The organism is Pseudomonas sp. 58(2021) (assembly GCF_017491585.1).
Lineage (GTDB): Bacteria > Pseudomonadota > Gammaproteobacteria > Pseudomonadales > Pseudomonadaceae > Aquipseudomonas > Aquipseudomonas fluorescens_BT.
This window is the reverse complement of the sequence record NZ_JAFGYZ010000033.1, coordinates 1-13,507: the sequence shown is the minus strand read 5'-3', so window position 1 is coordinate 13,507 and position 13,507 is coordinate 1. Positions and strand designations below refer to the sequence as shown.

Sequence of the window (13,507 nt, the reverse complement as noted above, 5' to 3'; positions counted from 1 at the left end):
TCGCCGGACCCGGTTCGAGCGCTGTTACAACAAACCTGCCGATCAAGGAATTTCTGATTCCTTAATTTTGTGCGATGGTGTAAGAATATGAGCGACTTCATTTCCCCGCAAGGAATTTGTACGACATGGCACAAAATAAACCGACAGAAGGAAAAGGCCGTGGCCGGCCACGGGCCTATGACCCGCAAACCGCGCTGCAGCAGGCCCTTGGCGTGTTCTGGAACACCGGCTATTCCGGCGCTTCACTGGACAGCATCGCCAGCGCCGCCGGCATGAACCGTCCCAGCCTGTACGCCGCGTTCGGCGACAAACATGCGCTCTACATCAAGGCGCTCGACCAATACTGGGCCTCCGCCCACGCCGCCATGCAGGCCGCGCTGAACGACAGCAGCCTGACCCTGGAACAGGCACTCATCGCATTTTACGAAGGGCAACTGGCGATCTACTTTTCCGGCGACGGCCAGCCACGCGGCTGTTTCGCCATCGGCACAGCCACCACCGAAGCGGTCGAAGACCCGGAAATCCGCAACGTGCTGTCCCGCCGCCTTAGCCAGCTCGATGCCGATCTTGAAGCCCGTCTGCAACGGGCGATCGAATCCGGTGAACTGACCGGCGATGTCGATGCAGCGGCGCGGGCCATGCTCGCATCATCGCTGCTGCACAGCATCTCGATCCGCGCCCGCGCCGGTAAATCCCGCGAAGAACTGGCGGGTCAGGCGCGCGATGCGGTGAAGGTGATCTGCGGTTGAACGGGCTTGAGGACATCCTGACCGAAGGCCTGTCCGTGGTGTTCTGCGGAATCAATCCGGGGTTATTGGCGGCAGAGCAGGGACATCACTTCGCCGGACGCAGCAACCGCTTCTGGCGCACCTTGCACCTGGCCGGTTTCACGCCCCACGAGCTCAGCCCGCAGGACGATCGCTCGATCCTGCAGTTTCACTGCGGGCTGACGGCCGTGGTCGAGCGGCCGACGGCACGGGCGGATCAACTGTCGGCGCAGGAATTCACCGCAGCGGCGGGGGACTTTGAGCGCAAGATCAAACGTTATGCGCCGCGTTATGTGGCGTTTCTCGGCAAGGCTGCCTATGCCGGTTTGTCCGGGAAAAAAACGTTTGGATGGGGCGCGCAGGACAGGACGTTCGGCGGAGCAAATGTGTGGATCCTGCCCAACCCCAGCGGCCGCAATCTGGCGTTCAATCAGGATCAATTGGTGACGGCGTATCGACTGCTTTATCTGGCCTCCCGCGAGGGTGCGCCTGGCTTCGGAAGCGGGCCTTCGAGGCATTTTCCGGTTTGATCCCCCCTGTGCGCGACAGGATTCGTCTATCGTCTAGAAAATCAGTACACGGCCAGGATCAGGGAGCTGATCATGAATCGTCAGGAAGACCTCAACGTTATCTGGAAGCGCATATTCTGGATTTTCATCGCCCTGTTGGTGCTGGCGATTGCCGTCACTTACAGTCTGCCCGACTACAAAGTGCCTTTTATCGTTTGTATCGCCGGGAACGTTGGAGGCTATGTAGGGTTTCACCGACGACTGTCGATACTCACCGACCCGGAAATCGAAAACGTCTCCCGGTCATGGTTCGCGCTGATCCTGCCTTCGTTCATAGGCGGGATACTGGCGGGGCTGTTGTACCTCTTGTTCTTGTCCGGCGTTATCCGGGGCGATCTGTTTCCGGTGATCGTTCCGGATGAAGATCCACAATGTCTGAAGCAAATCTTCAATGACATCTTTTGCCAACATGCAGAAGGGTACGCGGCCTACGCCAAGTTGCTGTTCTGGTCATTTGTCGCGGGTTTCAACCAGGACTATGTGGTTGACCTGATTGAAAACATAAAAGGCAGCGACAAAAAAAGCTGATGAAGGCTGAAGGGGACTGTTGCCCGGCAAACGCCAGCAAAGTCTGTACGTCTTCTGCAGTTCAATCTGTCAGAAATTGCCTTGTAGTCGATGAGGGGATCGACCCGGGCAGCCCTGGATCAACACTTTGGTCACGGCGTGTTTCGCTGCGTTTTCCCCGCGTCAACTGATCGCACGTTGACATCACAAAGCCATCTCCTATCGTTCTCCGCAGACCGCATCCAGGGACCGGATGAGCCGGACAGCCTTTACGGGCGCGGTCGTTTCTGCCATTCCAACAAGGAGCAGCAAAATGTCCAGTGCGACCAATACTTACGACGTGCTCGTCAATATCGATGCCGATTACCTGATTGCCCATCCCGGTGACGTCGGCGGTGCGATTTCCATGCTGGTAACGCGCGATGCCGTCGATCCCCATGCCAGTGGCAACACCGGCGAAGGCGGCAACGAGTTGTGGATCGATGTCAAAACCGGCGACAACATCCGCTGGCGTGCCACTACGCTGTCGCGCAACTTCGACCGCATCGCCCAGATCAAGAACGTCCAGCCCGGCGATCCTCATCAGGGCGGCGATTACAAAGGCACCATCTCGTCACCGGTCTCTTTCAACGTACCGGGTGTGGTGATCTATCTGAACAAGGGGGCTCCCGGCGGTATTTCCAAAACCGATGTAACGTATTCCATGTGGCAAGCCACTGCTCTGAATCCAGGCAAACTCTGGTACACCATCAACTTTGCCCTGTACGACCGTGACCTTAACCAGATTGGCCCGGACCACACCTGGGACCCCTACATCACCGTCAATAACCAGTAACTGAACAGCCAAAAGCCCGGCTGGATACTCTTCGTCAATGACGAAGGTGTCTGGCCGGGCTTTTTATTGACTTTCATCCGTCTTGTTCAGGGAGTGTTGGGGCGCGTCATGCTTGAATAGTCCCTGCCGTGGGCTAGGCTCAAATTCAACTTTCCGGAAAACATAACTTCAATATCTGCGTTATCGGAACTTCAGGATTCTGGCCAAAAAGAACAACTTCACTAAAGGGTTAACGATGGATCGATCTGATGCCCCGCTTGTTGTAGAGCGCACTTGGCGGGCAGGCATGTTGAAAGGATTGATTGCAAGAAATCCATGCCTGAGCATTTTCTTCATGACACTGGCCGTGTTCATGGTGTTGCAGTACAAACCGGCTGTTCTCAACTACACCACACGTTTTGTCGACTTTGCCGAGTACATGTTGCTGCACGGCGTCACGCTGTTCCCCATTGCCGACGACCTCAAGCCTTATCCCGACTACACCGTCCTCAATACCTTGTTGGTCTATCTGGTTTCCTTGCCGTTCGGCCGGGTGTCCATTCTTTCAATGGGATTTCCGTCCTGTGTGGCCGCGTCGCTGATGCTGGTGTTCACCTATCGGTTGGGGGCGCTGCACAGCAAGAAGTGGGGCGCCTACGGCGTACTTTTCAGCCTGTTGACCTGGGCCTTTCTCGATGGCGTGAACTCGCTGGCACTGGATATCTATCCGGCGCTGTTTACGGTGATGTGCTTCTACGTGGCCTATTCGGCCGAAATGAAAAAAGACCCGCGGCGCCTGGCGTTTCTGTTCGTGGGCCTGGCGCTGGGCTTTGCGTTTCGTGGGCCGATCGGTTTGATCGCGCCGGCAAGTGTGATTGGCGCTTACTACGTTCTGAGCCGCCAATGGCGCATGTTGCTGCTGTTTTCATTTCTATCGGGCCTGATTCTGGCCGTTGGAGTTGTGCTGCTGGCATGGGCAGCCTACGCACAAGGGGGGCCATCGTTCCTGGACGAAGTGCTGAACATGCAGGGCATCGGACGCTTCGGTTCCGACCACGCGCCGCGCTATTACTTCTACTTCTCCGCAGGCTTGTTTACCTATGGCATTACGGTGTTTTACGCCATCAACGTGATGCTGAAGAAGTACAAACTGTTCTTCCGCTCGACCCGCGATAAAGACATCGACCTGCTGCTCTATTTAACGGGGTGGCTGTTGGTACTGCTCGTACTGTTCACGATCCCAAGTTCCAAGAAAGCACGCTACATACTGGCAATCACACCGGCCATTTCCCTGTTGGCGGCCTACCTCTTTGTCAGCCATGAAGCGACATTCGTACGCGCTAAAAACGGCTTGATGCAGTTTTGTCTCAAGTTGCCAGTGTTGGGTTTGGGCCTGCTGTTGTCGGTGCTGGTGTACAACAACTTCGCCCAAGTCCCATTGCAGCCCAACTACCTGGGTGCAGGCTCAGGGCTGTTTGCGCTGTTGAGTTTTTACCATGCCAGGCGCGAGTACTTCGCCGGGCATCGCTACCGTGAGTTCATGACACTGTCGTTTGGGGTAGGGGCGTTTCTGATACTGGATATGTTCTTCTTCAACCCCATCACCTACCACCTGGAACTCATGATCGAGCCTACGCCGAAGTTTTTGCCGTATTGGTTTTGGTGAAGCGCTTGGCGTGTCGCAGTCGATACTCTGCAATAAAATTGTACATTTCTGATTTCTTGTATAAGAATTCAAGCCCTCACTTCTTGAAAGCCGTTCTGTGGATCACATCTACGCAGTCATTGGGCCTGTACGCCCCCATCAACTGGAACCTGATTGATGAATACGACTCGCCGATTGTGCCTCGTCCTGGGCGACCAATTATCTTTCGACCTCGCCTCTCTGCAGGGGCTGGATCAAGAGCGCGATACGGTGCTTCTGGTCGAGGTGATGGAAGAGGCCAGCCATGTTCCTCATCATCCACAAAAGATTGTCCTGATTTTCAGCGCTATGCGTCATTTCGCCGAAGCGTTGCAGCAGAGGGGAATCAGGGTGCAGTACGTAACGCTCGATGATCCGGAAAATACCGGCTCCGTGCCGAGCGAATTACGCCGCTGGCAGTCACGCCTGCAACCGGATGAACTGCACATCACGGAGTGCGGTGACTGGCGGTTGGAGCATTCAATCAGGGACTGTGGCTTGGCGATCAAGTGGCATTCCGATCGTCGCTTTCTTTGCTCACGTGCCGATTTCGCTCACTGGGCGCAGGACAAAAAACAGCTGCGCATGGAGTACTTTTATCGAGAGATGCGCCGCAAGAGCAAGTTGTTACTCAATGGTGACGGCACCCCGGTCGGAGGCGCCTGGAACTTTGATGCGGAAAACCGCAAAGCCTTGCCCAAGGGCGTCAGGCCGCCTTCGCCGGCCCGTTTTACGCCAGACGCAATCACCCGGGATGTGCTGGCGTTAGTTGCCAAACACTTCTCCGGTCACTATGGCGCCCTCGACACGTTCGACTATCCGGTCACCCACGCCGAAGCTCAGACCCTGTGGGATTACTTTCTCGATTGGGGCCTGGCAGCCTTCGGCGACTATCAAGACGCCATGGCCAGCGATGAGCCGTTTCTGTTTCATGCTCGTATAAGCGCGGCACTTAATATCGGCTTGCTGGATCTTCGCCAGCTTTGCAGTGATGTGGAGTCTGCGTATTGGTCCGGCAGCATTGCACTCAACGCCGCCGAAGGCTTTATTCGACAACTGATCGGCTGGCGTGAGTATGTCCGAGGGGTCTACTGGCTGAAGATGCCTGACTATGCCCATGGAAATGCCTTTGGTAATACGCGGTCGCTTCCAGAGTTCTACTGGACTGGTAAAACGCAGATGAACTGCATGCGCCAGGCCATCAGCCAGAGCCTGGAACATGCCTACGCGCACCACATCCAGCGACTGATGGTGACCGGCAACTTCGCACTGCTCGCGGGTATCGCACCGAGTGAAATATGTGAGTGGTATCTGGCGATCTACATGGACGCCTTCGACTGGGTGGAACTACCCAATACCCTGGGCATGGTCATGCACGCCGATGGCGGCTATCTCGGTTCCAAACCCTATTGTGCGAGCGGCCAATACATCAAGCGCATGTCCGACTATTGCCGTGGCTGCACTTACAAAGTGAGCGAAAGCACCACAGACGACGCTTGCCCGTTCAACTCGCTCTACTGGCACTTTCTAATGCGTCATGGCGACCGACTGCGCGGCAACCAACGCATGAGCATCATCTACAAAAACCTCGACCGCATGCCTGAATCCAGACAACAGGCGCTTTGGCAACGCGGCGAGTGGTTGCTCAAGCAATTGGACGATGGGGAGTCGCTGTGAAAAAAAGCGAGCTCCCCATTAAAACCTGCGCGACCTGCGGCCTTCCATTCACATGGCGGGATGTGCGTTGGATTATATCCAGACGTCATTCAAGGCCGTTCTTTCGTCATCTTCATGTCCGGTGTTCAAAATACCTCGTGGCTCGATCATCATCAGTTTTGCTTCACCTTTAGCAGCCGTCCGATGTTCAACGCCACGGGGTACCACATAGAGTTCACCCGGATTCACATAGACGCAGCCTTCCGGCAGGTCTATGCGCAGGGTGCCTTCCAGGACAAGAAATGCTTCGTCGGTCTCAGGATGTGAGTGCCAGATGAATTCGCCTTCGATTCGCACAACCTTGAACTGGTAGTCATTCATCTCTGCAACAACCCTGGGGCTCCATTGCTGTTCGATGAGCGAAGCCTTGCGTATCAGGTTTACAGGAACTGATGATTGGTGATGACGGTGCACTGACATGACGGATCCTCTGTGGTTGAAGTCGCCAGCCTATAGCGCATGGAGCAGGGCACTCTTGTACGATCCTGCAAGTCAGCGTGCGGCCCGCAATCGTTCCAGCCAGCGCATGGGGGGTATTCCGTAGCAGCGAGTGAAGTGTCGCGTCATATGACTTTGATCGTGGAAACCCGCGACGAGGGCGGCATCCACCAGAGTGAAACCTTCAAGCACCAATGCGCGGAACCGATCCAGGCGGCGCAGGGTGACGAATCGGTAAGGGCTCGTACCGTAAAGCGTTCTGAAGTCGCGTGACAGGCTCCAGCGTTCGCGCCCACTGGCACGCTCCAGCATCTCCAGCGTAATGCATGAATGCAGATGTTCCAGGATGAACGCTCTGGCGCGCTCGGCTGCACAGTAATCCAGACGCTTGCGCCCGCGTGGCTTGCCACCGACGGCACGCAACGCCATTGCCAAGTCAAATAGCGCGTCCTGTTCCTCCAGTGTCTCCAGTGGATGATCCATTGCTTGCATGAAAGCTGCACTGGCATGGAACAGACGCGGATCGCTCGAAATTCCCCCCGCGATAAAGGGCAAGGGTTCTCCCCCCAGGATGTTCTGGATTAGTGCGGGATCAACGTAGGCCATACGGTAACGAAAGCCTGCATCGGTGCCGGCCATACCATCGTGGAGTTCGTCGGGGTGAAGCACGAGCGTGTTGCCGGGAACACCGTGGCGCAGAGAGCCTTTGTAGTGAAAGCTCTGCACGCCTGCCAACGTTCGACCGATCGAATAGGTGTCATGGCGATGTGGATCGTAGCCGTGGCTGCCAAACCACGCTTCGATTCGCTCGATCCCTCCAGGTTGAACACTGCGGATGACCCAGTCGACATTGCCAGCCTGGCCATTTTTCTGATCCATAAACGTGTGCCTTCCTGATTCAGCGCGTTAGTGGTGAAGATCTGTCTGTCGGGAATATACAAGTGCAGGTATTTAGATGTCCGCTTGGGGCGTGACCATTAAAAAGGGATCTCAATCCTGGTCAGGGCATTTGAAGTTCCAGGAATAGACCTTCATGTCTTTGACCTCTTCCCCTACAGTCGCCACACCCAGGCAGACGCCTTTCCTGACGTAATTGAAACTGCAGAATTGAAGGCCCACCGTGCACGACTCGATTTCAGTGAAACCTTTTCTCTGGAGGATGTTTTCGAACCCGTATTCACCTGTGTAGGTCGGGTTCGGCTTCCAGCCGTTTTTGATCAAGGCCTTTCGGGCATTTACAAAAGGCATGCGTTCTTTGATCGGGACGTCGGTTGCCTGGGACAGGGGGCTGATGCAGCAGAGAAGGCTGATGAGGAGCGGTTTTAGCTTCATGCTTGCGGCAACGCACGAATGACATTCGCCGACATTGAGCCAACGCTGTTTCGAGCCAGCGTGGCCACGCCCGCACACGAAGCCCCTGCAATGTAAATTCGCAATTTTTCCTCCATGAATACAAGCCGGTTTCTTGGCCGCAAGGTATCGCATACCCGGCGAAATCGCATCCGTTCCTGCAACAAAAGCGCTCAACGAATGGCGCTGTAGAAGCAGCCATCGACTGCTTCTACAGGAGCCAACCGGTTACGCCACTTCGACGTGATCCAGCGCTTGATTCACCGCCAGCTCGGCAATCATCACCACCTGCGCAATACCCAGCGCTGTCTTCCGGTTCGACGGATCGAGCAGGGCGGCGAAGTTACTGAGCATCTCGCTCGCAGAGCTCAGGGTTTCGCTGGCATTGGCCAGCAAACATTCGGTGTTGAACTTCGGATTGGCCAGGTACATCCGCTCGGGTTCGTTGCAGGACGACATGACCCCGGCGGCGGGGAAGAGGTAGTGATCCAGCGCACGCTCGGCGGCGTCGTGGAGTTTTTTTGAGTTGGGGGATTCGTAGGGGGAGGTTGGGTCGGTTTCGGGCGGGTTGGGTGTTGGTTTGATCATGGTGAAACTCCTTGTGTCGCTATAAGGAGCCATCACCCACTCGCTACCAAACGATGGGTGGCGGCCATACGCAGGTTGGTAGACCGGGACACAAGGAGACCGGCGCACTCGAAAGTGCCCTGTGCATGGCCACCATAAAACCGAGACGATCGACCGCCACGATGGTGTGCTCTGCATCTTGTGTTTGTCTCGGGCTACCAAACCCGATCACTGTTTTTCAGTGACCGGGAAACGATAAGACCCGCGTCGTAGACACACAAGCCGGCGGATTCTGGCGTAGTCGTAGGCAATGACGCAAGGCGTTGTAGCCTTGGGGAGGTTACGAGTGGTGACTTTAAACGTGGCTGTGTAAACCGCTGATAATCGACATGAGGAACGTGAGCCAGCTCACCTATCAAGGTGCGATTCAAGACCGCGTTGCTCGTTGCGAGCGTCCGCTATCGGCCATTAGCGGACGTTCACAAGCGACCGCTAACGGCCTGAAGCGGATGCTCGGAAGCGACCGCTTATGCCCGAAGAAAGCCAGTCAATGCCGTCTAGTAAATTAGGGCAGATTCAGTCTTTGTTATTTTTTGCAAGGTGGGATGTTTGCTAGAACCTCGTTTCGTTCAAACTAGCTCAATTGACTTCTTTAGGTAGCTCGGCTTCTGCTCTTATCAAATCCAAAATATCGCGGAGGCCGATCATAGTTTCTCGAAGGGGTTCAAGAATTTCAGGAGTATCATTTGCTTGCTCGACCACCCACTCTGCGAAAGTGACCTTATTTTCAGGAACCGGGCTAAGAATGTGGTAATGAAGATAATCATCCCTGTCACGCAAATAGTCAGTAATTTTGGCGTAGTGATCACTAAGGAATTCGTTGTGTGGTGCCTTTGTAACTGCAAGCACCCCTGCTTGAACCGCTTTATGCTTTACCGCTACGGTGAAAAGGTTTTCAAGGCAGCCGGGCCATGCAGACTTTTCAACTTTGCATTTAGCCATAAGCTGACGCAATTCATCGAGAAACGGTAAGCGACACCAATACACTTTGTTTGAGTTGTCTTGCTTCCATATCCCACCATCCCCAAGCTTACCAGTGCTATATAATTCGCGGCCCTCTTTGTCATTATCGACCAACGCGAAAACAGCACGGCCAGGAGCCAGCGCTTTGATTACCTGACCGTTCTTAGCCAATGCATGCATCTTCGTTGTGCCACCTCCAGATTCGAAGATGAATGGCATGTCGCCACCGACGAAAAGCTCCCACGCCTTCTCGAAAACTGCTGCATCAGTCACCCCCTCCACAAATACGATGGACGTGTTGCGCTGTAGCAGTTCGTGCTCAAGAGCCATTCGATCTGCTTTCGATTTTTCGATTTGGGCATGCGCCTCTTGTAGGTAGCTGCTGATAACAGGAAGATGTGGAGTTTCACCCATCAACTCGCCTGGGAGATGACTCGAGTCACTATCAAGCTCCTGAATAACAGAATTTAAGCGGCCTTCATACTTCTGAGTTTTAGAAACAAAGTATTTACTCACCTGATCGTTTTTCAGAGAGAAAAATGCCGGGCTATGGCTAGTCAGGAAAACCTGTTTATTCTTTGATCGGCCTAGCGCCATAAACGTCTTCGCTTCTTCAATCGCATTTGCGAGTTCAAGCGAATTCTCAGGCTCCTCGAAGCCCCAAATATGAAATTCCTTTGAGCTGTGATCCGACAGAAAAGAAAGAATTTGTGGGATGTGTCTAACTTGAATCCCGTCACCGCGCTGTAACGTAAGGCTATAAGAATCTCCGTTTTCGGACTTTGTCTCGAAGTCGAGCGACCTAAATAGGTCAGTAAGATCACGTGGTGTAGAAACAGAACTATTTATACCGAGGGATGCTAACAAGCCTTCCGTTAACTTTTCCGTTCTATTTCGCAAAGCATCTGTGAAGTTTCTCAGCGAGCCAGAAAATTCATCATGCTCGGAAATTACTTTGTAAATCTCCGCTTGAAGCCTTTCAAATATTTTTCGATCTTTAATTGCTGGTATGTAGTGAAACTGAATTTTATTAAGAAATCTCGTCAAATATTGCTGAAGTCGAGGTTCTGAAATTGAAGAGTAAAACTTAGGAGTGTCTTGGTTAGTTACGCTCCACTGTTTCTTAATCCAGAATGACTCTCCCAATGAGGCACGCCAGTTGGCAGGGGGCGTAAACCACACCTTCACGTATACGAATTTTTTAATTTCTTTCTCAGGTGTAGCTTCAGATTGGCGCGTATGAGAAAAGTCGCGCTCAAATCTAAAAACTTGGTTAGGATTTGTTTCATTGTTGAAAAAAAGATTCAACGCTCGCAAAACGTTGCTTTTACCAGCGTCATTTCTTCCAAAAATAATATTGGTGCCGGTACAGTTGTTCAGTTGATCCTTATAAATGGACCGGAAATATGCAATTTCAACTTGCTTGATGAGATTCATTTGCATTCAGTCCTTGATTCAGGCCGCGCTTATGACGGTCTGATATTGGCTAAGCGGAGTATTTTAATTTATGCACGATAGTCGGCATATTTTAAATACAGAGTAAATATTTCCATAAATCAGAATATCTCAGTTTTAGCTAACTTACGAAAAGTAGCTCTTCGAGCATGCTTTTGTCAGGTACTACCTTCCGTTCAACCATCCGGATGATTGCAATACGTAATAACTCTAAGGTTGTGACTAGGTCATCACCACCATGTTTCGGGGATCCATGCGCGGCGGCTGACCTTAAATTATAAAGCTTGACGATTTCCTTCTGTTTCTGCAGACGGCCAACGCCTCGAGGCTCCAAGAATGCAGCTAGCTGAGCAGAAACTCTGAACACAAGTTCTGCTTTGTGAGGCGAGAATATTGCTTCTAGCGCCCCCCAAATAGATACGAGTGCCATGGCAGTACTCGGTATGCATTGCGCGTTATCGAAAGTGTCGATCGCAAGATTGAACTCTGGGCTAAGACCGCGAAGTTCTATCGCGTCTTTCCAGTGATCGACTACCCAATCGATACCATCCAGTACATTTTCATTGTCGATCAAGGCGATATTAACGTGCCGTTCACGCCGGGAATAGAGCAGGGCTACCAACTCCCCGCCATTTTTACTTTGTCGCTCCTTTAATTCCGAAACTGGCCCATGGGCAAGTACCTGCAAAGTAATTTGAGGATCCGCCCAGAGGCGCAACAATGAAATGATGGTATGACCAATTTCTAAATTTGAAAGCCGGGGATGAGCATATTCTTTCGGAATGTAGAGCTCGGCCAGTATGTCGATACCTGCCTTATGAGATACCGCTTGCCACGGCCCTGGATGGAACGACGTGGGGGTGGCTGGTCGCTCGAAAGCGAGAATGTCACTCGAGAAGACATGAGCGAAAGTCGAACGCAGTTGTATACCTTCGCCGAGTTCGAATATCTGACCACCTAAATCTAGCCCTGAGAGACCTAAATACAAGCTTTCCTTTTCTTTCATCTTCAGTTACCTGAACGTTGCGCCGCCCAATGAGTTGATGCATCTAAATGTAGCCGTCTCAGAGACAGAATAATATATCTCTGCTGAAAAACTCGTTTCTTACAATAGACTCCGCAACCACCTATCGAAATATGAGATCACCTCAGATCTACACCGAAGCCGTCTTTCACATAAGCGAATTTCTGCTTTCAAAAAAAATGTAGAATCGAACGGCCGATTCTGCTGTGGGCGTCCGCTTACGAGCCATGGCTGCCAGTTGCCACCGGCAACCAAGTATTGACCCATAACAGCTATCCGTGTGGGATAGATAAATAACTGAGACTAGAAGTCTGACGGCATATCAGTCGCGTCTAGAGGCTCGTGATCCTGAAGGGTATCTGCTGCAGGGGCGCTCCATTCATCCTCATGATCGTGCCAGTCTCGCGTGTCTACCATTAACGAGTCTTCGACGAACTCAAGCGCCTCAGGATCTGGATTTGCCGCTTCACAGGTCAATTCGCAGGTGTATTCGAAGGATTCATCCAGTTCGGCCCCGTCGCCCCTTCTGAGATCAGAATTGGAACCCCACTGGAGTGTCACGCCTAGGCTACCGCTAACTTTGATATGTACGGTCTCCGAGGTGATACAGGTAACCTCATGCGAATCCACATAGATTTGCTCGAGAGAATAATGCGTAGCTAGCTCATCTACAGAGTCCAAGCTTTCCCCGACAATCTGCTGGACTGTTACATCACTGATCGCACGTGATAACCGATCTCCAACCGCGGCTCTGCATTCCTGAATGCATGCCATAAGAACGGCCACGGCTTCGGTTGTTTCCAGTGCGAGGTGCTTGATGTCGTCGTCTTCCAACTGGAAAACTTCCGGTGTGATGTGAACGTACTCGTTCAAACGGATTACGGCATCCCGAAGCTCTTTGAACTCTTGAGCGAAGTCAAGCCGCAGCTTTGTCCGCACATAGTGATTGGAAAGTCCGCCCTGCGTTGCATAAACACACCGCTCGACTCGCGTTACCTGCGGGACAACACCTTCTGCCTTTTGCTGCCACCATATGCACTTTCTCACTTCAGCATCTGGAGCAAGGCGCTTCAGCGTGTGACCCACCAGTTCGCGCATAGCGAAGGCGAAGTTATGAAAACGCAACTTGTTCCTGCTGTCTTCGAGGTTCAATGTCGCGGCTTCATACAGCTCACGCTCGAACTGAGCATCTCCGATTAGCTGCAAAATCCTCTCGTCCATGCTCTTCTCCACGTCTGAGACTATTTAGATAATCTCTCAGAGCTGGGATAGAAGTCACCTGAAAGCTAAGTAGAAGGATGTTGACGCTCCATTCGGGCCCCCCGATTGGTAACCTGCGGCAGCCTTGGATCGCTTGCTGCCCTCCGCTGCAGGCAGCAACCAGCCAGACGAGGTTTTCGAATGGCTGCTTCTGGCCGAAAGCGGACCCCGGCGAACGCCTGCTTTTACTCGGCGTTACTATCCAACTTACGCCTTAACCCACCGTCCCCGACTCCAAGCACTCAACGAATCCACCCCCCACACAAGCACCAACATCGCCAAAATCACCGTCCCCGCCTGCGCCTCCTGAAACAGACTCAAGCTCACATACAA

General features: G+C 53.0%; 13 protein-coding genes and 2 pseudogenes. 7 read left to right on the top strand and 8 right to left on the bottom strand.

Going from position 1 to position 13,507, the window contains the following annotated elements:
* Window positions 1-125 precede the first annotated feature (125 nt).
* From J5M72_RS27035 to J5M72_RS29090, 7 genes and pseudogenes are all read left to right on the top strand, one after another.
* Window positions 126-749: a TetR/AcrR family transcriptional regulator gene (locus J5M72_RS27035; RefSeq protein WP_169430102.1), complete on the top strand. Its 624-nt coding sequence runs from the start codon at window positions 126-128 to the stop codon at window positions 747-749.
* Entirely contained in the window at window positions 746-1,297 is a 552-nt protein-coding gene (mug, locus tag J5M72_RS27030) for a G/U mismatch-specific DNA glycosylase (RefSeq protein ID WP_207867930.1), read from the top strand. Before J5M72_RS27035 ends, mug begins: the two co-directional genes overlap by 4 nt.
* A gap of 72 nt (window positions 1,298-1,369) precedes the next feature.
* Window positions 1,370-1,864: a hypothetical protein gene (locus J5M72_RS27025; protein WP_207867928.1), complete on the top strand. Its 495-nt coding sequence runs from the start codon at window positions 1,370-1,372 to the stop codon at window positions 1,862-1,864.
* Between the two features lie 292 nt (window positions 1,865-2,156).
* Window positions 2,157-2,678 carry an AidA/PixA family protein gene (locus J5M72_RS27020; protein ID WP_207867926.1) on the top strand — a complete coding sequence of 174 codons (522 nt, stop codon included), beginning with the start codon at window positions 2,157-2,159 and terminating at the stop codon, window positions 2,676-2,678.
* Between the two features lie 334 nt (window positions 2,679-3,012).
* Window positions 3,013-4,323, top strand: a complete 1,311-nt coding sequence (locus J5M72_RS27015; RefSeq protein ID WP_207868003.1) for a glycosyltransferase family 39 protein — start codon at window positions 3,013-3,015, stop codon at window positions 4,321-4,323.
* 156 nt (window positions 4,324-4,479) lie between these two features.
* The gene (locus J5M72_RS27010; RefSeq protein WP_207867924.1) at window positions 4,480-6,018 is read left to right on the top strand and encodes a cryptochrome/photolyase family protein; all 1,539 of its coding nucleotides are present in this window, start codon (window positions 4,480-4,482) and stop codon (window positions 6,016-6,018) included.
* Window positions 6,015-6,089 (top strand): annotated as a pseudogene (locus J5M72_RS29090) (DUF2256 domain-containing protein); the annotation flags it as partial. The gene J5M72_RS27010 and the pseudogene J5M72_RS29090, both read left to right, overlap by 4 nt.
* A gap of 1 nt (window position 6,090) precedes the next feature.
* On the opposite strand, the gene J5M72_RS27005 reads toward J5M72_RS29090, so the two are convergent.
* The 8 genes and pseudogenes from J5M72_RS27005 to J5M72_RS26970 all read right to left on the bottom strand — a co-directional run.
* Window positions 6,091-6,477 carry a cupin domain-containing protein gene (locus tag J5M72_RS27005; RefSeq protein WP_207867922.1) on the bottom strand — a complete coding sequence of 129 codons (387 nt, stop codon included), beginning with the start codon at window positions 6,475-6,477 and terminating at the stop codon, window positions 6,091-6,093.
* 72 nt (window positions 6,478-6,549) lie between these two features.
* Window positions 6,550-7,374 carry an AraC family transcriptional regulator gene (locus J5M72_RS27000; protein WP_207867921.1) on the bottom strand — a complete coding sequence of 275 codons (825 nt, stop codon included), beginning with the start codon at window positions 7,372-7,374 and terminating at the stop codon, window positions 6,550-6,552.
* Window positions 7,375-7,485: 111 nt separating this feature from the next.
* Entirely contained in the window at window positions 7,486-8,022 is a 537-nt protein-coding gene (locus J5M72_RS29085; RefSeq protein ID WP_243433514.1) for a hypothetical protein, read from the bottom strand.
* Window positions 8,023-8,073: 51 nt separating this feature from the next.
* Window positions 8,074-8,433, bottom strand: coding sequence for a hypothetical protein (locus J5M72_RS26990; RefSeq protein ID WP_207867919.1), 360 nt, complete (start codon window positions 8,431-8,433; stop codon window positions 8,074-8,076).
* 618 nt (window positions 8,434-9,051) lie between these two features.
* Entirely contained in the window at window positions 9,052-10,872 is a 1,821-nt protein-coding gene (locus J5M72_RS26985; protein ID WP_207867917.1) for an AAA family ATPase, read from the bottom strand.
* Window positions 10,873-11,011: 139 nt separating this feature from the next.
* Window positions 11,012-11,896 carry a hypothetical protein gene (locus tag J5M72_RS26980; RefSeq protein ID WP_207867915.1) on the bottom strand — a complete coding sequence of 295 codons (885 nt, stop codon included), beginning with the start codon at window positions 11,894-11,896 and terminating at the stop codon, window positions 11,012-11,014.
* 321 nt (window positions 11,897-12,217) lie between these two features.
* Complete coding sequence (locus tag J5M72_RS26975; protein WP_207867913.1) at window positions 12,218-13,135, bottom strand: hypothetical protein; 918 nt, start codon at window positions 13,133-13,135, stop codon at window positions 12,218-12,220.
* 246 nt (window positions 13,136-13,381) lie between these two features.
* Window positions 13,382-13,507, bottom strand: a pseudogene (locus J5M72_RS26970) (phosphonate ABC transporter, permease protein PhnE); the annotation flags it as partial.

Coding starts and splice junctions, on each gene's coding strand:
- J5M72_RS27005 (WP_207867922.1), bottom strand. CDS start 6,477: ATGTCAGTGCACCGTCATCACCAATCATCAGTTCCTGTAAACCTGATA.
- J5M72_RS26975 (WP_207867913.1), bottom strand. CDS start 13,135: ATGGACGAGAGGATTTTGCAGCTAATCGGAGATGCTCAGTTCGAGCGT.
- J5M72_RS26990 (WP_207867919.1), bottom strand. CDS start 8,433: ATGATCAAACCAACACCCAACCCGCCCGAAACCGACCCAACCTCCCCC.
- J5M72_RS26980 (WP_207867915.1), bottom strand. CDS start 11,896: ATGAAAGAAAAGGAAAGCTTGTATTTAGGTCTCTCAGGGCTAGATTTA.
- J5M72_RS27015 (WP_207868003.1), top strand. CDS start 3,013: ATGACACTGGCCGTGTTCATGGTGTTGCAGTACAAACCGGCTGTTCTC.
- J5M72_RS26985 (WP_207867917.1), bottom strand. CDS start 10,872: ATGAATCTCATCAAGCAAGTTGAAATTGCATATTTCCGGTCCATTTAT.
- J5M72_RS27020 (WP_207867926.1), top strand. CDS start 2,157: ATGTCCAGTGCGACCAATACTTACGACGTGCTCGTCAATATCGATGCC.
- J5M72_RS27010 (WP_207867924.1), top strand. CDS start 4,480: ATGAATACGACTCGCCGATTGTGCCTCGTCCTGGGCGACCAATTATCT.
- J5M72_RS27000 (WP_207867921.1), bottom strand. CDS start 7,374: ATGGATCAGAAAAATGGCCAGGCTGGCAATGTCGACTGGGTCATCCGC.
- J5M72_RS27035 (WP_169430102.1), top strand. CDS start 126: ATGGCACAAAATAAACCGACAGAAGGAAAAGGCCGTGGCCGGCCACGG.
- J5M72_RS27025 (WP_207867928.1), top strand. CDS start 1,370: ATGAATCGTCAGGAAGACCTCAACGTTATCTGGAAGCGCATATTCTGG.